Raw genomic sequence first — 17923 nt, 5'->3', positions numbered from 1 at the left:
GCGTTGCTCCGTCGGCGGCGGCGAAGAAGGCTTTTTAGGGGGGCCGTTGTGTCGCGCGCCGAGGTTTCGGATGTTCAAGCTCCGCATGAAGATGGAGAACCTCCGCGAGGTGGTCGAGGTCGTCTCGACCCTCGTGAGCGAGGTGAAGCTGGGGATCTCCAAGGACGGTCTCGAGGCCAAGGCGGTCGACCCGTCCCACGTCGCCATGCTGGTCCTCAAGCTGCAGAAGACGGTGTTCGAGGAATTCACGGGCGAACCCACGGAGATCGGCGTCGACATCGAGAAGCTCAAGGAGGTGCTCCGGCTCTCCAAGCCGGGCGACATCATCGACTTCCAGTTCGACGGCAAGAACCGGCTCGTCGCGTCGATCGGCCGAGTGACGCGGCAGATGGCGGTCGTCGATCCCGCGGGCATCACGGATCCGAAGGTGCCGAACGTGAACCCTCCGGCAAGTGTCACGGTCAAGACCGAGGACCTCCGCCAGGGCATCCGGGGCAGCGAGAGCTTCACCGATCATGTCACGCTGACCGTCGATCCCGAGGCGTTCACGATGCACTCCGAGGGCGAGACGGACCGTCTCGACCTGAGGATCCCGAAGGAGAACCTCACCCGGCTCGACGCGAAGGAGCCGGTGAAGAGCATGTACCCGCTCGATTTCTTCTCCGCCATGGTGAAGTCCATCGCCGCGGACGAGACGACCCTCCACGTCGGCAACGAGTACCCGCTCAAGGTGGAGTTCGGCATGAGCGGGGGCCGGGGCGACGGCCGCTACCTGCTCGCGCCGCGCGTGGAAGAGGACTGACGGACCGCTTCCCGCGGCGCGCCGCCCACCTCCGGCCTTCCTCCGCGAGATCGAACGAACATGGGGAGCGAGCCGGAGCATCGCGTCGCCATCCTGTCCGCCGTCCGAACCCCGATCGGTCGGTTCGGAGGGACGCTGCGCGCTGTGCCGGCCCCTGCCCTCGGCGCCCTCGTGGCGCGTTCGGCGCTGGCCCGGGCGGACGTCGCCGCCGGCGAGGTGGAGGAGGTGCTGTTCGGTCAGGCGATCCAGGCCGGCGTCGGCCAGAACCCGGCACGACAGGTCCTGCGCGGGGCGGGGGTCCCTGACGAGGTCGGCGCCGCGACGATCAACATGGTCTGCGGCTCGGGAATGAAGGCGATCCACCTCGGTTACGCGGCGATCCGCGCCGGCGACTTCGACCGGGTGCTCGTCGGGGCCATGGAGAGCATGTCGATGGCGCCGTACCTGTTGCCGGGCGCGCTGCGCTGGGGCAGCCTGCCCGGTCCCCACACGCTCGACGACGGCATGCAGCGGGACGCCCTGATCGACGCGTACGACGAGCACGAGATCATGGGCCTCACGGGTGAACGGGTGGCGAGGAAGTTCGGGCTCACCCGCGCGGAGGTCGACGCCTTCGGATTGCGCAGCCACCTTCGGGCCTCGCGGGCGACGGCCGAGGGGACGTTCCGCAGCGAGCTCGAGGCCGTGCCGCCCAGCCTCACGCCGGGCGGGACGGGACTCGACCACGACGAGGCCCCCCGCGCGGACACCACGCTCGAGAAGCTCGCCCGCTTGCCGCCGGCCTTCCAACCCGACGGGGTCCTGACCGCCGGCAACTCCTCCAAGCTCTCCGACGGTGCCGCCGCGCTCCTGCTCGTCAGCGCCCGCGAGGTCCGCGAACGCGGGGCGCGGCCGCTCGCGTGGATCCACTCGGCCGCGGAGAGCGGGGTCCACCCCCGCGACGTCATGGAGTCGCCGATCCCGACCCTCCGCAAGCACTTCAGCCGGACCGGCCTCGGTCCGGCGTCGTTCGACCGGGTGGAGCACAACGAGGCCTATGCATCGGCGTCGCTCGCCGTCCAGCGGACGTTCGGGTTCACCGAGGAGCAGTTCAACGTCCACGGCGGGGCGGTCGCGCTCGGTCACCCGATCGGCGCGAGCGGTGCTCGGATCGTCGTGAGCCTGGTCCACGAGCTCGTCCGGTCCCGCACCCAGCTCGGACTGGCCACGCTCTGCATGGGGGGCGGCAACGGCCTCAGCCTGGCCGTCGATCGAGCGGGACTCTAGAGCAGCGGGAGTCCGGTCCGTTCCTGGATATCGAGGAGCGCGGCCCGGGCGGCCGACCGCTCGCCGGGCGCGGCTCGCCCGCCGGCGCCTCGCGGTCGCCGCGCGGCCCAGCGGCGGAGCCGATCGTAGGCACGCTCGACCGCGAGCCCCGACGCGAGATCCCGACGGATCCCCTCCGACAGCGCGCGAACGGACGCCGAACGGCCGCGACCGGACGGTACAGCCCGGACGAACGAACGCACGGCGCGGCGGACCGTCCGGAACTCCGCCTGCGCCCGGGCCAGGGCCCGTGGATCCCACGCGAGTCGCTTCGAAAGGGGCGTGCCGAGCAGGTACCAGCGCAGCGGGCCCGGCCCGACCTGGTCGAGGGCGGTTCGCAACGGCACGAGGTTGCCCACCGACTTCGACATCTTCGCGCCGTCGAGCAGCACGAAGCCGGTGTGGAGGAAGACCCGGGAAAATCGGGTGCCCCGCAGGGCGAGCGCGATCTCGTTCTCGGCGTAGTGGTGCGGGTAGATCAGGTCGATCGCGCCTCCGTGCAGGTCGACCGGCAGGCCGAGGTACCGCTGGGCCATCGCGTAGCACTCGAGGTGCCAGCCGGGCACGCCGCGTCCCCACGGGCTGGGCCACGACGGCTTGGGCGGGCCCTGTCGCCGCCAGATCATGAACTCGCCGACGCCGGCCCCCGTGGACGGGAACGGGTGGCCCGGCTCGGCGACCGCGTGGCTCGCGAGCTGACGGTCCGTGGAGAAGTTCGTGCCCGGCGGCCGAGGCGGCGGCGAGTAGATCTGCTCGTCCCCTTCGGCGCGGACCCGGCCCGTCCGCTCGAGCTGCCGCCCGACCCGGATCATCTGCGGCACGAACGCGCTCGCGCGCGGGCACCGACCGGGCAGGCGGATTCCGAGCGCGCGGAGGTCGCGCAGGAATCGGCGCTCCTCGCGCCCGGCGAGCGCCCGCCAGCTCATCCCGAGCTCGCGCGCGCGCGCGTCGATCTTGTCCTCGAAGTCGGTGATGTTCATGACGTGGCGTACGCGCAGCCCCTCGGCCTCCAGGAAGCGGCGGGCGATGTCGAAGTAGAGGTAGGTCCGTGCGTGCCCGACGTGCGCGCGGTCGTAGACGGTCGGACCGCAGACGTAGAGCGTGACCCCCCGGCCGGGGAGGTGAGGCACCGGCCGCCGCCGACCCGTGAGCGTGTCGGGCAGGCGCAGTTCCATCGCTCCCGTCGGTCCCGCGCCGCCCTTAAGACTTTGGGACACGCCGGCCGGGGACGCGGCGGCTCCGGCCCGCCGGCGCGCTAGCTTGATGAAGGGCGCCCCATTCGCCGCCCGGCGAGGATGGGCCGGTGGAGACACTGTACCTCCTGGTCGAGATCGAGATCGGGCGGCTCGAGGACGTGCTGCGGCGCATGCGGGCGGTTCCCGGCGTCACGGAGGTCCAGGCGGTCACGGGCCCGTTCGATCTCATCGTCAAGGTCCAGGCGCCCCGCATCAACGAGGCGCTCGACACCGTCGTCCACAAGATCCGCTCGATCCCTGGCATCAAGTCGACCGAGACTCTCGTCACGGTCTCCAGCGCCTAGGGACGTCAGGCCCGCCGGCACCGCTCAAATACGCTCGCTCCGATGGGCGCGCGATGGTCGCCATCGGAGAGACCGCCCCGGACTTCACCGCGCCGAACTTCGACGGCCGCCCGTTCCACCTGGCCGGACTGCGGGGTGCGCCGGTCGTCCTGTACTTCTATCCGCGGGCCGACACGCCCGGCTGCACGATCGAGGCCAAGGGATTCCGGGACGTCTACGGCGAGTTCCAGGCGAAGAAGGTGAACGTGGTCGGGGTGAGCATCGACGACTGCCCGGCCCAGAAGGCGTTCCGCGACAAGTACGGGCTCCCGTTCCCGCTGATCGCGGACACGTCCAAGGACGTGGCCGGTCGCTACGGGGTGCTCGGCCCCCGGGGCTCGGCCCGTCGCGTCACCTTCCTGATCGACGCGGGCGGCCGGGTGATCGACGTCGTCGACTCGTCGTCGCCCGAGGAGCACATCGCCCGGGCGCGCGCGGCGTTCCTCAGGAGCTAGGCGGCGCCGGGCGGCCGGCCGCCTCGGCCGGCGCCGGGTCCGCGGCCGCCGGGGTCGGCGCCGGAGCGCCCGGCCGGCGGCCGGTGAGGCTCCACACCCGCTCCCCGAGCAACTGGAGGGAGGCGGGGACCAGGTAGGTCCGCACGACCATCGCGTCCAGGATGACCGCCACGGCGACGGAGAACCCGATCGCCCGGATCAGCGTGAACTCCCCGACGAGCAGAGCGCCGAAGGCGCAGGCGAGGATCAGGGCGGCCGCGGTGATGATGCCGCCGGTCCTTCCGACCGCCTCGACCGCCGCGTCGCCGGCCGTCCGTCCCCGCACCCGTTCCTCCCGCACCCGGGTCAACAGGAAGATGTTGTAGTCGATGCCCAGGCCGAGGATCAGGATGAACAGGATCGTCCGAACGTAGAAGAACAGGGGGAAGCCGAGGAGTCCCTGAAAGACGAGGTAGGTGATCGCCCACGCCCAGCTGATGGAGATCCCGATCGTCGCGATCGCCATCAGCGCGATGATCCAGGAGCGCAGCACGACCAGGAGCACGAGCAACAGTCCGATCGACACGGCGATGACGAGGTAGTCGGTCGCGGTCGCGGTCTCCGTCGCGAGGTCGCTGATCGTCGGCGCTCCCCCCCCGTAGGCGACCGACGCGACCTCCGGGTGGCCGGCCGCGTAGCCCGCGAAGCCGGATCGCACGGCATCGATCGCGCTCACGGCCCCGACGGAGAGGCCGGTCGCCGACGGCTGGAGCGAGAGCAGCACGGTGCGTCCGTCGGTGCCGACGTAGCCCGCGAGCAGGCCGATCAGGTTCTGCTGGGTGGCGCTCGGGAGCGTGGGCAGCGCGAGCCACTCGGACAGCGACGCTCCCCCGGGGCCGACCGGCGAGGCGACGTGGGCGATGCCCGGGGTCGAATTGGCGATGGCCGTCAGTGCCGCGAGGTCGGTGAACTCCGTCGCGTTCGTGGCCGTGCCCACGCGCAGCGGCGCCGAGAACGTCACGAGCGCGAACGAGGGGACCGCGAAGCCGGGACCGAAGTGCTCGCCGAGTTCGTCCAGGCCCTCGGTGGCGGGGTGGCCGCCCGGGAGCTGCTGATAGAAGTCGTAGGAGAGGGGCACCTGGAGCGCGATCAGGATCAACGGGACCGACAGCGCGAGGATGCCGCCCACCGTCAGGGCCGGGTGGCGCTGCGTCGCGCGACCGGCCCGGTAGAAGTACGTCTGCTCCGTGCGGTTGCGCTCGGCGACGAGCGCGGCGCGACGTCGGAAACGCTCGCCGGTCGTCGGCCAGAAGATGCGCGGCCCGACCAGCTTGAGGCAGGCCGGCACCATCGTCAGCGAGACGAGCACGGTGATCAGGATCGCGAGCGACAGGACCGCGCCCCACTGCGCGAGCAGGGCGACGCCGCTGAACGTGAGCGCGAGGGTGGCGATGATCGCGGTCGATCCGCTCGTGGCCACCGACTGGCCGGCCCAGGACAACGACGCGACGATCGCTTCGTCGGAGCTGCGGCCGCGGACCAGCTCCTCGCGGTACCGGGCGACCATGAAGACCGAGTAGTCGGTCCCCACGCCGAGGACGAACACCTCCTCGAGGGTGAGCGAGGTGGTGTCGACGTGGGTCACGAGCTCGCCGATGAGGACGGTGCCGCCCAGCCCGAGGACCAGGGCGACGCCGAGGATCCCGAACGTGACGATCGGGGTCATCGGGGAGCGGAAGTAGAGCATCGCGATGACGAGCAGCAGTCCGACCGTCAGCGGCAGGACGAGGGAGATCGAGGAGCTCACGGCGGTCTGCGTCAGCAGGTCGAGGGGCGCCGAGCCCGTCTGGTAGTAGGTGATTGAGTGCGTCGGGTCCGACGCGGCCAGCACGGCCGGCACCAGGTCGTCGATCCGACCGAGGTCCGCGTAGACCGGCATTCCGCCCGAGGCATTCGTGGTCGAGTCGCTGACCGTGAAGGTGACCTGGATGATCTGGGCGGTCCCGCTGGGATCGACGAACGGCGAGCGGATCGCATACGGCACCGGTAGCGGCTCGGCGGCGAGGGTCGCGTTCGCGACGAGACCCGCGGTCCAGCTCGCCAGGGCGCCGGGTGGGGGGGCGAGCGCCGGGAACGCCTCCCAGACCGTCGCGATCCACGTGCCCGCGAGCCCCGCGCCGGCGCCGAGCGCGATCGACGTCGTCGTGCGAACGGCCGACCAGCTCGTGAAGTTCTCGATCCCGAGCGTACCGAGCACCGTCGCCCCGAGACTCGGATCGGGCAACAGGGTCGGCACGAGTCCGGCCACGGTCGCCCGCGCGACGGCGTCCGAGCACGCCACGACTTCCGCGAGCGTCCAGCAGGCCGAGGAGTTGTTGAACCCGGCGGCGCCGCTCGCACCGTAGTAGAACGCCCCGAGCACGGCGAGCGCCGGCGTGTCGCTCCCCAGCTGGGCACGGGCCGCGACGTACGCCGGGTAGTTCGCGGCGGGGGCCCCCGCGCCCCCGCCCACCTCCGTGGTCCACGCCGCCACGTACGTGGCGGGCGGGCCCCAGAGCAACGCGGCGGACTCATTCACGGCGACCGGCACGGGCGGGCTCTCGTCCAGGCCGCCCTCGATAACGCCGAGCGCCAGCTGTGCCTGACCGGTGAGATAGCTGGTGTAGCCGGAGTAGACGTTGGCGACCGAGTCGATATCGGTGAGCGAGCGATCCCCGTTCAGCGCCGCGGTGATGTTGAGGACGACGCGCTGGGCGTTCGCGTCGGTCATGTTCGGACCCACGAGCAGGATCGTGCTCGCGGCTCCGCTCGTCGAGTTCGGGAAGAGCCGAGCGAGCTCGGCGCTGGCGACGGCGCTCGGGGAGTTCGTCGGCGTCGACTCGGTCGAGTTCGTGGTGATCGAGCCGATCAGCGAGAGGAACGGGATCGCGACGATGAGGAGGACGATCCAGAAGAGGATCGGGTACCACGGGTGGCGCAGGATGCCCCGCGCGAGACCGCCGAAGATCCGGGTCCCGCCGGTCTCGGGTTCGGCGCTCGGCACTGGCGGTTCGACGGGAGGGGAGAGATAACCCTAGCGGCGAGCGGGGCGGGTTCCGGCGTCCGTGGAACCGGCGCGCCGGGGCCCGTCGCGCCAGCGCTCCCAGTCGGCCGGCGTGTCGATGTCGATGAACGTGTACGGGTCGAACTCCTCGGCAGCCGGGAACAGCGCCCCCGGCTCGCTCCGCGCGAGGTCCCGCAGCGACGCGCCCCGCTCCCAGGCGCGGGCCGCCCGCGGCGGGGTGATATCATAGACGGCGTGGAGCACTTCGAGAGCACCATCGGCCCATCGGGGAACGACCGACGTGCCCGGCCGGTACCGCTCCCGCAGGCCCCGCAGATCCGCGACCGACAGGAAGGGCATGTCACCGCCGACGAGCAGGAACGGTCCCGCCCGCGCCTCGGTGATGGTTCGCACGGCCCCGAGCGGCCCCCGGTCGTAGCGGTCGAGGAGGACCGGCACGTCACTGTCGGGGCGGGGGCGGACCGAGACCAACGCCGGCTCGAAGTCGGCGTCCGAGAGGCGGGCGCACACCCGGTCCACGATGCGAACTCCTTCGATGCGTCGGTCGAACTTTTCGGGGAATCGCGAGGCATGCCCGAGAAGCACGAATGCGCGGCAAGGCTCGCTCACGCTCGCCTCCGGCGTGCCGGGCGCCGCGGGGACGGACCCCGGAGCTTCCGCTCCAGGTACGCGCGAATCTCGCGCACGATCCGATCGACGTCGTGCGGTCCATCGATCCGGAACCGACGACCCAGCCGGCGCGCGTGGTAGCCCTCGATCAGGAGGACGTCGGAGGGCAGGGACCGTGCGAATCGGAGGGGGTCCCCGTCGAGAAACGCGACGCTGTCGCGTCCGGCGAACACCACGGCATTGGCCCCGCTACGACGGTATCGATCCGTGTCCGTCCCCCTCAGGTCGATGGCGTGGTGCGAATGCTTGAGGACCGTCACGCGCCATCCCGAGCGACGCAGGCGGCGGACCACCCGCGTCAGGGCAAGGGTTTTTCCCGAGCCGTGGCTGCCAACGAGCTGGACGACGAGGGGCATGGTCGTCGCCCCCGACGCCGGCCGAGGGCGTGAGCGACCGTACATCGACCGGCCCATATCCGCTGCTCCCCTTGCGGGAGGCGCGGGCGCGGCTCGCGTCCCTGCGGTTGCGGCCGACGGCGACGGAGTCGGTTCGCGTGCTCGACGCGCTCGGACGCATCCCCGCGCGGGACATCGTGTCGTCGCTCGACCTTCCGTCCCGCCCCACGGCCGCGATGGACGGCTTCGCGGTCCGATTCGGCCTACGGGGGGACCGCCTCCGCTTCGCGCTCGTGGATCCGCCGCGCGCTGCCTCGCTTCGACCGGGGCAGGCATGCCCGGTCGCGACCGGGGCCCGTGTGCCGCGCGGCACCTCCGCCGTCGCCCGACTGGAGGCGACGAGGTCCGACGGCGGGGTGCTCGTCCTGCGGACCTTGCTCGCAGCCGGTCGCGACATCCATCGGGTCGGCTCGGCGCTTTCGCGCGGCGATCGCATCGCGAGCCAGGGGCTTCCGATCGACGCCTACGCTCTCGCGGCGCTGATCGCGGCCCGGCAGGCGTCCGTCGAGGTCGAACGTCGGCGGGTGATCGTGCTTCCGACGGGCAGCGAGCTCGCCCGCCCGAGCCCGGGGCGCGCGCCGATCGACTCGATCGGCCCCTGGCTCGGCGCGGTCGCGGGGACCTGGGCGCAGTGCCGGCAGGAAGCGCCGGTGCCGGACGAGCCGGCCGAGCTGCGGCGCCGGCTCTGCCGGGCGGCCCGCGACGCGGATCTCGTCATCACGATCGGTGGGACGTCGCTCGGCCCCCGGGATCTCACGAAGCGCGCGGTCGCCGCGGAGGGAACACTGAGGGTGGGCGGGACCCGGGTCAACGTCCTGAAGCGGGCCGGGATCGGGGAGGTCGGCGGCACGCCGGTCCTGCTGCTGCCCGGCCAGGTCGAGAGCGCGGTGGTGGCGTTCCACGAGTTCGGCCTGGCGCTGCTCGGGCGACTCGTGGGCCGGGAGCTGCGGCGCTTCGGCCGGCTGCGGCTCGACCGCACGCTCGCGATCGACCACCGCATGGACTCCACGGTCCTGATGCGGGCGCGCGACGGGTGGGCCGAGCCCCTCGGCTGGGGCGTGAACCGCTACCGCGCGCTGCTGGCGGCGGACGCGTTCGGCTATCTGCGGCGCGCGCGGACGTACCACCGGGGAGAACGCGTCCGGGTCCAGTGGCTCATCCGGGATCCGCCGCGGTCGCGGACGGCGCCGGAGTCCCCGCCGGGCGACCGGCGGCGAGCCGGTCCTCGCCCGCGTAGACGGTGAACCCGTCCGCCCGCAGGAAGCCGACCAGCAGGATCCCGAACTCGCGGGCGAGCGCGACGGCGAGATGGCTCGGCGCCCCGACCGCCGCCAGCGCCGGGATGCCGGCGATGACCGCCTTCTGGACGAGCTCGAAGCTCGCGCGACCGCTGACGACCGCGATCGTCGCCGAAGCCGGTAGCGCCCCGTCGAGCGCGAGCCGCCCGACGGCCTTGTCGAAGGCGTTGTGCCGCCCGACGTCCTCGCGGACGACCGAGAATCGACCGTCGGCCCGGGCGATGCCGGTCGCGTGGAGCCCTCCGGTCCGGGCAAAGAGCGACTGGGCCGAGCGCAGCGCCCCCGGCAGGCCCCGCAGGAGGTTCGGGTCGATCGAGGGCCCGCGGCGCGGCGGCGCCAGGCCGGTCGCCCGCAGTCGGTCGAGCGTGGCGCGACCGCAGATCCCGCAGCTCGAGCTCGTGTAGACGTTGCGCCGGAACGCCTCGGGATCGAACGGCCGCGCGAGCTCGAGGTCGACGACGTTGAACCACTGCTCCTCGCCGGGCGCGGTGCAGTAGCGCAGGCCCCGGATCTCCGCGGGAGCGCCGACGATCTGTTCGCTGAGCGCGAATCCGGCCGCGAGCTCGAAGTCGTGGCCGGGGGTTCGCATCGTGATCGCGATGGGGACCGCCGGACCGTCGCCCGGCGGCACGACGCGGATCTCCAGGGGTTCCTCGGCGACGACCTCGTCGACCGGTCCGCCCCGCGCGGCCGCCGCGCCCACCCGGTGCACCGCCACGCGCACGACGGCCCCGGGCCGCTCGGATCGGGGCGCTCGGGTTCCGTCCACGGCCCGGCCCCCGGCTCACCCGCGGCGGGCTCGCCCGATGGCCGCGAGCGCGCCGAGGACGACCTCGAGGCCTGCGCTCACGTCCGGATCGCGCAGGCGGCGCCGCAGCTCGAGGAGTCCCATCGGCCGCGCGGGGGCGCCGGGGGACCGCCCGGCGCCCCGGCCGCCCCCGCCGAGGTCGATCGCGGCGAGCAGCTCGAAGGCGGCCCGGAGGTTCCGGGCGATCCGCAGGTCCTGGCTGCGCATCAGGAACTCGCGGATCGCCCGGCCGGACGCCTCGTTGCCCTCGAGGATCGCGCGGGCGCCGTCCAGGAGCCCTCGCTCGTTGAGGGCCCGCAACAGATCGAGCGTCCGCTCGACCGCCTCGCGCTGGCCCGGGGTCGCCCAGAGCGCCTGGATCTCGCGCCGGAGCGCGTCGTCGTCCGGCCGGTCGACGACCTCGGCGATCGGCTCGGCCACGGCTCACCCCGGCGGGCGCCAGCCCGGGCGCTGCCACTTCTCGGCGATCCGGATCCCCACCTGGGGCGGCGCGGGCGTGCCCCGCCGGAAGTTGCGGCGGGGGACCGGCGGCTCGGGCTCGGCCGCGCTCGCGATCTTCTCGATCCGAGCGGGCACCTCCTTGTAGGCGGGCGTCCGCGCGACCGAGTCGCGGACATCGCTCGTCAGGTAGTTGATCGCGTCGTCCCGGTCGCCGTGCTCGGGGATGAAGACCGTGCGTCCTTTCACCCGGTCCGTGACCCAGACCCGGGTCGCGATCGCGCCGACGCGCGAGACGATCCGGACCCGGTCCCCGTCGGCGAGACCCTTCTCGCGCGCGAGTTCCGGCGATACCTCGACGAACGTGCCCGGGACCTTCGCCGCCAGGCCCGCGGTCTCGCCGGTGAGGTGGCGCCAGTGGAAGTGCTCGAGGAGGCGCCCGTTGTCGACGAGGACGTCGTACTCCGCGTCCGGCGCGAGCGGCGGGACGAACGTGGTCGGGAACAGCCGGGCCTTGCCGGACGGGAAGGCGAAGCGCTCGGCGTACAGGAACGGACTGTCCGTCCCGTCGGGGGCGACCGGCCAGCGCAGGCTGCCGTAGCCGGCGAGGCGCTCGTAGGTGACGCCCGAGAAGATCGGGGCCACGGTCCGGATCTCCTCCATCACTTCGGCCGGCGACCGCCGCGGCCACGGGGCGCCGAGCGCGCGCGCCAGATCGACGACGATGTCGAGGTCGGAGCGCGCGCCGCCCAGCGGATCGAGCGCCCGGTACAGGCGCTGGATCCGCCGCTCGGTGTTCGTGAACGTCCCCTCCTTCTCGAGCGACAGCGCGCTCGGCAGGACGAGGTCGGCGCACTCGGCCGTTCGGGTGAGGAACGCATCCGCGACGATGAGCAGGTCGAGCTTCCGCAGCGCTTCCTCCGTGCGGGCGAGGTGGGCGTCCGCGAGGAGCTTGTCCTCCCCGAAGATCACCATCGCGTGGATCCGGCCGTCGAGCACCGCGTCGACCGCCTCGACGCTGTTCAGGCCCGGCTTGGGCGGGAGCGAGGTGCCCCACGCGGCCTCGAACGCCTCCCGCACGCCCGGCGCGTCGAGCTTCTGGTAACCGGCATAGTAGTTCGGTAGCGCGCCGAAGTCGCTCGCCCCCTGGACGTTCGCGTGACCGCGCAACGGGTATCCGCCGGTGCCCGGCCGCCCGTAGTTGCCCGTCAGCAACAGGAGGTTCGAGATCGCGGTCGACGTCTCGCTGCCATCCTGGTGCTGGGTGATCCCCATCGCCCAGCAGATGACGACCCGCGCGGCCTCGTGCACCATCGTCGCGAAGCGCACGATCTCCTCGGCGGCGAGGCCCGTGGTGGCCCTCGCGTAGTCGAGCGTGTACGCTTCCAGGCTCGCCCGGAACGCGTCGAGGCCCTCGACGCGCTCGTCGAGGAACGCCGTCGCCTGCCAGCCCCGGTCGAGGATGTAGCGGCACGCCGCGTTGAGGAGCACGAGGTCGGTCCCGCTCGCAGGGGCGAGCCAGAGGTCGGCGCGGCGGGCCATCTCGTGCCGCCGCGGATCGACGACGATGAGCCGGTGCCCGTCGAGCTTGTGGGCCCGCTTGATGCGCGAGGCGATGACGGGATGGGACTCGGCCGTGTTCGATCCCATCGTGATCACGAGGTCCGCGAGCGCCATGTCGTCGATCGAGCCGGCGTCGCCGCCATAGCCCACCGTCCGCCAGAGCCCGACCGTCGCGGGCGACTGGCAGTAGCGCGAGCAGTTGTCGACGTTGTTCGTGCCGATCACCGCGCGGGCGAGCTTCTGGGTGAGGTAGACCTCCTCGTTGGTGTCCGTGCAGGAGGCGATCACGAAGATCGCGTCGGGCCCGTAGCGCTCCCGGACCTCGCGCAGGCGGCGCGCGGCCGTCCCGATCGCTTCGTCCCAGCTCGTCGGACGGAACTGCCGCCCCTCGCGCGCGAGGGGGCGCACGAGCCGGCGGGGGCTCGACAGGTGTTCCCAGCCGAACTTGCCCTTCACGCACGTCGCGAGGCCGTTCGCGGGGGAGATCGGCTGCGGCTGGACCTTGAGGACGGACCGGCCGCGCGTCCAGACGTCGAACGAGCAGCCGACGCCGCAGAACGTGCAGACCGTCTTCGTCTTGCGGATGACGGACGGACGCAGGGCGGCCTCCGCATCGCTGAGGGCGAGGAGCGGCGCGAAGCTGCCGTCGATCCCGGAGGTGGCCGCCACGAGGGCGTCCTTCGTCTCGTCGGGCAGGCCGGTAAGGACACCGGCCCGGCCGATGAAGCGGCGCTCGAGGAGCGCGTCGACGGGGCAGACGGTGACGCAGGCGCCGCAGCTGACGCACGTCGACTCGTCGACGGGCACGTCCGCGTCCCAGACGACGCGCGGGCGCTCGCGCTTCCAGTCGATGTGGATCACCTCGTTCACGACGAGGTCCTGGCAGGCCTCGACGCAGCGCCCGCACAGGATGCACTGGCTCGGGTCGTAGCGGTAGAACGGGCTGGAGTCGTCCACGGGGTACGGCTTCGGGTGGTACGACTGTCGGTCGAGCCCGACATCGCGCGCGGCGTTGTGGAGGGCGCAGTCGCCGTTGTTGTTGTCGCACAGCGAGCAGCGGAAGTGGTGGTTCTCGGCGAGACGGACGATCGCGTCGCGCCGCGCGGCGAGCGCGCGGGGCGACGCGACGCTCGCGCGCAGACCCTCGCGGACCGCCAGCGAGCAGGAGCGCACGAGCGCCCCGTCGACCTCGACCAGGCAGGAGTCGCAGCTCTCGAGCGGACCGAGGGCGGCGAGGTAGCAGACGCGGGGGACGGCGAGGCCGGCCCGCGCGATCACGTCGACGAGATGCTCCCCCGGTCGCGCCTCGTGGGCGGCGCCGTCGAGGTAGACCTCCATGTCGTCGCTCGCGCGCCCGATCGCGGCCCGCCGGCCGCGGGGCTCGCCCGGCCAACGGCCGTCGCGATATGACCCCATCGGATGCGCGAGCGTCGTCCCCGGGGCGCGGGCGCTCACGGCGCCGGCGGCGGAGCGTCGGTGGCGGTCGGGGGCTCGCGGGCGGCGCCCGAGCGGTTCCAGCGGGCGGGGAAGCGCTCCGGGGGGACGAAGACGCGGGTCTGCGTGACGACCCATCCGTGGGGGACCTCGGCGATCCGATCCGAGCCCGCCCGCGCGACGCCCGTCGCGATCAGGGCGCCCTCCCGGTCCACGAGCGCGACGCGCGCGTCGCTGCCGAACGGCCGCTCGATCCGCAGGATCCCGCCGCTCGCCAGGCCCGCGCCGTGGGCCACCGCGCTCGCGGCGGAGTCCCGCACGACGATCCGCGGGAACTCGCGCCAGACCTCCTCGATCGGATGGAGGAGCGTGAGCAGCTCGGCCGGGTCCCCGTCGGCGCGCCGGGCGACCGCGTCCGCGATCCCCAGCAGCGTCACGCTCGCCGCCTCGTCGAACGGCCCGGTCCCGACGCGGCGCAGCTCCTCGAGATGGGCGCCGACGCCGAGCGCGTCGCCGAGGTCGACCGCGAGCGTGCGCACGTACGTCCCCGAGTCCGCGACCACGTCGAGCACGAGCCGCTCGTCGTCCCGCTCGGTCAGACGGAGCCGGTGGATCGTGCGCACCCGCCGCTCGCGGCGGACGGCGGAGCGCACGGGCGGGGTCTGGTAGATCGGTCCCGTGAACTCGGCGAACACGCTCGCGAGCTCACGGGCGCCGACCCGGCCGTGGAGGACCACGACCCCGACGTAGCGCTTCGGGAACTCGAGGACGAGCGGGATCAGCTTGAGGGCCGGCCCGAGCCCGACCCACAGCACGCCCGACACGTTGGGGTCGAGCGTGCCCGCGTGCCCGGCCCGCGGGACGCCGAGGAGGTCCCGCGCCCAGGCCGCGACCTGGTGCGAGCTCGGGCCGCGCGGCTTGTCGACGAGCAGGAAGGCACCGGCCGCGATCCGCGCGCCGACCGGGTCGGGCGGCGCGTCGCTCATCGGTCGGCGTCGCCCGTGGCCGGCGCGAGGAACGCGACGATCATCTCCACGACGCGCTCGGCCGGACGCAAGGTCGAGTCGATGGTGAGATCCGGCACCTCCCGCTCGAGGTCGATCCCGTAGATCGCGGCATAGCGGGCGCGCTCGCTCGCCTCGCGCTGCCGGATCTCCTCCCGCGCGGCCAGCACGGTCCGTCCGTCGCGTCCGGCGATGCGCCGAGCGCGCTCTTCGGCCTCCGCGGTCACCACGACGTAGGCGACCGGCACGTCCCGCCGCCGGCACAGCGGTCCCTGCACGCGTCCCTCCAGGAGGTGGCCGGGCCGCGCGAGCGACTGCATCCGCTCGTCGAGCGAGCGGTCGACCTCGGGGTGCGCTTCCGCGTAGCGACCGAACGCGGCGAGATCGAGGCCCCGCGCCTGGGCTTCCGACCGGAAGAGCTCGCCCGCGCTCACGTAGACGAGCCCGAGGCGCTCGGCGACGCCGCGGCCGGCGGTCGACTTGCCGCTGCCCGCCGGCCCGCCGATCGCGACGACCCGGTCGATCACGCCGGTCCCCCGGTCGCGTCCGCGGCCGGAGGGGTCGCTTCGCTCAGCCGCCGCGCCTCGTACCGGCGTAGCCAGTAGTTCTTCAGGATGCGCCGGAAGACGAGCGAGAGCGGCACGGTGTACAGGCTGAAGATGAAGAACCAGAGCGGGAAGTAGCCGAAGACCCGGTAGGTGTTCAGGTTGATCACGGTACCGCCGAGGCTGACGGTCTGCTGCGCGATCGTCGCCGAGCCGATGACGAGGCCGACCCAGGTGTAGATCAGGATCAGGAGGAACCAGGTGATCGCCATGCCCTTGAACTGGGCGATCGACACCTCGCTCGACAGGCGCGTGAGTCGCTCCTGGTGCGGCTTGAGCGCGGCGATCCGGTCCTTCTTGCCCGAGCGGATCGCCTCCATCTGGACCTTGCGGAACGCCGCGCTCCACTTCTGGACCTTCGCGGCTTTGATCCAGTCGGTCGTGTAGTTGTAGGCGAACGCCGTGATCAGCATCTCGATCGCGCCGGCGAGGGCCATCGTGAGCAGCAGGTAGCCCGAGCCGAAGCCGATCAGGAAGTACAGCGGCCCGCTCGTCGGGAAGCCGAGGGTATTCGGGCCGATGCCGAGGGCGCCGGCGATCGCGTTGCGGGCACCGGTATCGAAGACCATCAACAGGCCGAGGAGGCCCAGGAAGACGTAGACGAACGTCGAGAACTTGAAGACCGGGCCCGCCGGGCGGCTCGCGGGCGCCGCCGGCGCGCTCGCGGGCTCCGCCGAGGCCTCCTCCGGCCCGCCGTCGTCGGAGGACGCCAGCGCATGGCTGCTGGGCAGCGGCTCCTCGTCGGTCGGCACCTACGCCTCGCCTCCGAGGAAGCGCCGGAGCAGCGGGTTCATCTCCATCAGCTGCTCGCGACCCATCGCCTCGTAGAGGTTGATGATGATCCCCACCATCAGCAGCACGCCGGTGCCGCTCGCATTGCCGAGCGTCCCGATGAGGTCGGCCCCCGCGGCGAGCGCGCCGACCGCGGCCCCGGAGATCACGGTGATCACGGGGATGTAGCGCTCCAGCACGCGGCGTAACACGCGGGGTTCTCGACGAAAGCCCGGGATCTGCATGCCGGACGCCTCGATCTGTTTCGCGACCGCCTCCGGCCCCATGTTCGTCGTCTGGATCCAGAACTTCGCGAAGAGGATCGAGCCGCCGACCATCGCGCCGAAGTAGACGACGACGTGCACGAGACCCTGCCACCAGGTGTGGCCGACGAGGAACTGGCCGTACTGCTGGTAGTTGATGATCGGCAGCAACCAGGACTCGAGGCCGTTGACCGTCGAGAAGTAGTACGCCCCGCCCGTTAACGGCTGGGTCTGGCTGATCCCTAACGCGGTCGCTTGCGTGCTCGTCGGATACGAGCCGATCCACCACTGGTGCCCGATCACGGGGAAGTGGATGAGCGTCGGGTTGGTCCACAACAGGATCGTGAAGACGCTCACGTTCGCGAGCAGCGCGCTCATCAGGATGACCGGGATGTTCGAGGCGTAGATCAGGCGCAACGGGTAGCGACCGCGCGCCCCGCGCGCCTCGGCGTGCGAGAGCGGCAGCTCGATGCGCGTCGACTCCGTCCACGCCACGAGGAAGAAGATCGCGGCGGTGCCGATGAGGGCGATCAACGGGTTCGGCTGACGTAACAGGACGAGCTCCCAGCCGCCGCTCGCCATCTGGGAGGCGGACAGGTGCGTGAAGACGTAGATCATCTTCGGGATCGTGCCGCTGGGCAGGTTGCCGGTCGACACCGGGGCGCTCGGCGTCTGCGGGATCCAGTTGATCGTCCCCTGGACGATCTGCTGGCTCACGCCGGCGGCGATGAACAGCGAGATCCCGCTGCCGATCCCCCATTTCGAGACGACCTCGTCCATCAGGAAGACGAGGTAGCTGCCGAAGACGAGCTGCGCGATGATGATCACGTTCGCGAGGAGGACGCCGTTGCCGGGGGAGGCCGAGCCGAGGCTCGCGACCAGGCTCGAGCTCGGGGTGAGGTAGCCGAAGACCTGGGGGACCGCCTCGATGAAGATCATCGCGACGACGAGGACCTTCTGGGTCCCCTGGTACATCCCCTTGTCCTCGTCGTCGGTGAGGTCGAGGTTGATGATCTTCGCCCCGGTGAACAGCTGCATGATGATCGACCCGGTGACGATCGGGCCGATGCCGAGGTGCATCAGCGTCCCCTGCGCGCCGGCGAGGATCGCGCGGTAGCTCGCGAACAGGTCGATGACGGTGGACTGGTCGACGCCGAACAGGTAGATGTTCGTGAGCAGGAAGTACAGCAGCAGGATCCCGATCGTCCACAGCAGCTTGGTGCGGAAGTGGACGTGGCCCTTCGGCTGCGAGACCGCGGGCATCCGCGTCGTGATCGGCTTGAGGCCGTAGAGTCGGGAGCGCGGCCCCGCGTAGGAGAGGCCGAGGTAGAGGACCCCGAGCAGGACGAAGATCAGGACGCCCGCCACGACCAGCGCGATCGGGGTCGGCTGGCCCCAGATCCAGATGATCGCGAACAGCCCGACGCCGATCACCGAGAGCGGGATCGCCCAGCGGTGGTCCCGGGGGATCTCCTCGTCCGCCATCGAACC

At 72.1% G+C, this 17923-nt stretch carries 16 protein-coding genes; 5 read left to right on the top strand and 11 right to left on the bottom strand.

Going from position 1 to position 17923, the window contains the following annotated elements; genetic code table 11:
* The first annotated feature begins 70 nt into the window (after nucleotides 1-70).
* Complete coding sequence (locus VEL82_00345) at nucleotides 71-802, top strand: DNA polymerase sliding clamp (GenBank protein ID HXW66326.1); 732 nt, start codon at nucleotides 71-73, stop codon at nucleotides 800-802.
* Nucleotides 803-862: 60 nt separating this feature from the next.
* Entirely contained in the window at nucleotides 863-2068 is a 1206-nt protein-coding gene (locus tag VEL82_00340) for a thiolase family protein (GenBank protein ID HXW66325.1), read from the top strand.
* On the opposite strand, the gene VEL82_00335 is transcribed toward VEL82_00340, so the two are convergent.
* Nucleotides 2065-3282, bottom strand: coding sequence for a class I tRNA ligase family protein (locus VEL82_00335; protein HXW66324.1), 1218 nt, complete (start codon nucleotides 3280-3282; stop codon nucleotides 2065-2067). The two genes, VEL82_00340 and VEL82_00335, sit on opposite strands and share 4 nt — an antisense overlap.
* A 128-nt stretch (nucleotides 3283-3410) precedes the next feature.
* Here VEL82_00335 and VEL82_00330 point away from each other — a divergent pair, with 128 nt between their 5' ends.
* A complete protein-coding gene (locus VEL82_00330; protein HXW66323.1) occupies nucleotides 3411-3647 on the top strand; it encodes an Lrp/AsnC ligand binding domain-containing protein in 237 nt (78 codons plus the stop codon).
* Between the two features lie 53 nt (nucleotides 3648-3700).
* Nucleotides 3701-4141 (top strand): peroxiredoxin, encoded by a 441-nt coding sequence (locus VEL82_00325; GenBank protein HXW66322.1) that lies wholly within the window; start codon nucleotides 3701-3703, stop codon nucleotides 4139-4141.
* Here VEL82_00325 and VEL82_00320 read toward each other — a convergent pair.
* Genes VEL82_00320 through VEL82_00310 form a run of 3 tightly spaced genes read right to left on the bottom strand, consistent with a single transcriptional unit; the run spans nucleotide 4131 to nucleotide 8209 of the window.
* Nucleotides 4131-7163, bottom strand: a complete 3033-nt coding sequence (locus VEL82_00320; GenBank protein HXW66321.1) for an MMPL family transporter — start codon at nucleotides 7161-7163, stop codon at nucleotides 4131-4133. The two genes, VEL82_00325 and VEL82_00320, sit on opposite strands and share 11 nt — an antisense overlap.
* A 30-nt stretch (nucleotides 7164-7193) precedes the next feature.
* Nucleotides 7194-7793, bottom strand: a complete 600-nt coding sequence (locus tag VEL82_00315; protein HXW66320.1) for an NTP transferase domain-containing protein — start codon at nucleotides 7791-7793, stop codon at nucleotides 7194-7196.
* Nucleotides 7790-8209: a molybdopterin-guanine dinucleotide biosynthesis protein MobB gene (locus VEL82_00310; GenBank protein HXW66319.1), complete on the bottom strand. Its 420-nt coding sequence runs from the start codon at nucleotides 8207-8209 to the stop codon at nucleotides 7790-7792. The genes VEL82_00315 and VEL82_00310 overlap by 4 nt, the downstream gene beginning before the upstream one ends.
* A gap of 29 nt (nucleotides 8210-8238) precedes the next feature.
* Here VEL82_00310 and VEL82_00305 point away from each other — a divergent pair, with 29 nt between their 5' ends.
* A complete protein-coding gene (locus VEL82_00305) occupies nucleotides 8239-9492 on the top strand; it encodes a molybdopterin-binding protein (GenBank protein HXW66318.1) in 1254 nt (417 codons plus the stop codon).
* On the opposite strand, the gene VEL82_00300 is transcribed toward VEL82_00305, so the two are convergent.
* From VEL82_00300 to secY, 7 genes are read right to left on the bottom strand one after another with little or no spacing between them, the layout of a single operon-like run.
* A complete protein-coding gene (locus tag VEL82_00300; protein HXW66317.1) occupies nucleotides 9404-10315 on the bottom strand; it encodes a formate dehydrogenase accessory sulfurtransferase FdhD in 912 nt (303 codons plus the stop codon). The genes VEL82_00305 and VEL82_00300 overlap by 89 nt on opposite strands.
* A gap of 15 nt (nucleotides 10316-10330) precedes the next feature.
* Complete coding sequence (locus VEL82_00295) at nucleotides 10331-10774, bottom strand: DUF1641 domain-containing protein (protein ID HXW66316.1); 444 nt, start codon at nucleotides 10772-10774, stop codon at nucleotides 10331-10333.
* A gap of 3 nt (nucleotides 10775-10777) precedes the next feature.
* Nucleotides 10778-13771 (bottom strand): formate dehydrogenase subunit alpha, encoded by a 2994-nt coding sequence (gene fdhF, locus VEL82_00290; protein ID HXW66315.1) that lies wholly within the window; start codon nucleotides 13769-13771, stop codon nucleotides 10778-10780.
* A 35-nt stretch (nucleotides 13772-13806) separates the two neighbouring features.
* Entirely contained in the window at nucleotides 13807-14775 is a 969-nt protein-coding gene (locus VEL82_00285) for an RNA-guided pseudouridylation complex pseudouridine synthase subunit Cbf5 (protein ID HXW66314.1), read from the bottom strand.
* Nucleotides 14772-15320: an AAA family ATPase gene (locus tag VEL82_00280; protein ID HXW66313.1), complete on the bottom strand. Its 549-nt coding sequence runs from the start codon at nucleotides 15318-15320 to the stop codon at nucleotides 14772-14774. The genes VEL82_00285 and VEL82_00280 overlap by 4 nt, the downstream gene beginning before the upstream one ends.
* Nucleotides 15317-16150: an EMC3/TMCO1 family protein gene (locus tag VEL82_00275; GenBank protein ID HXW66312.1), complete on the bottom strand. Its 834-nt coding sequence runs from the start codon at nucleotides 16148-16150 to the stop codon at nucleotides 15317-15319. The genes VEL82_00280 and VEL82_00275 overlap by 4 nt, the downstream gene beginning before the upstream one ends.
* Nucleotides 16151-17917, bottom strand: a complete 1767-nt coding sequence (gene secY / locus VEL82_00270) for a preprotein translocase subunit SecY (protein HXW66311.1) — start codon at nucleotides 17915-17917, stop codon at nucleotides 16151-16153.
* Between the last annotated feature and the right edge of the window lie 6 nt (nucleotides 17918-17923).

This window comes from Thermoplasmata archaeon (assembly GCA_035622275.1).
In the GTDB taxonomy this organism is placed as follows: Archaea; Thermoplasmatota; Thermoplasmata; order Lutacidiplasmatales; family UBA184; genus Lutacidiplasma.
Note: the sequence above shows the minus strand (reverse complement) of the source record. Positions and strands in the feature narration are given on the sequence as shown.

Bases quoted from the DNA above. Each gene is read 5' to 3' on its own strand.
- secY (HXW66311.1), bottom strand. From the start codon at position 17,917: ATGGCGGACGAGGAGATCCCCCGGGACCACCGCTGGGCGATCCCGCTC.
- VEL82_00345 (HXW66326.1), top strand. From the start codon at position 71: ATGTTCAAGCTCCGCATGAAGATGGAGAACCTCCGCGAGGTGGTCGAG.
- VEL82_00335 (HXW66324.1), bottom strand. From the start codon at position 3,282: ATGGAACTGCGCCTGCCCGACACGCTCACGGGTCGGCGGCGGCCGGTG.
- VEL82_00285 (HXW66314.1), bottom strand. From the start codon at position 14,775: ATGAGCGACGCGCCGCCCGACCCGGTCGGCGCGCGGATCGCGGCCGGT.
- fdhF (HXW66315.1), bottom strand. From the start codon at position 13,771: ATGGGGTCATATCGCGACGGCCGTTGGCCGGGCGAGCCCCGCGGCCGG.
- VEL82_00310 (HXW66319.1), bottom strand. From the start codon at position 8,209: ATGCCCCTCGTCGTCCAGCTCGTTGGCAGCCACGGCTCGGGAAAAACC.
- VEL82_00340 (HXW66325.1), top strand. From the start codon at position 863: ATGGGGAGCGAGCCGGAGCATCGCGTCGCCATCCTGTCCGCCGTCCGA.
- VEL82_00325 (HXW66322.1), top strand. From the start codon at position 3,701: ATGGTCGCCATCGGAGAGACCGCCCCGGACTTCACCGCGCCGAACTTC.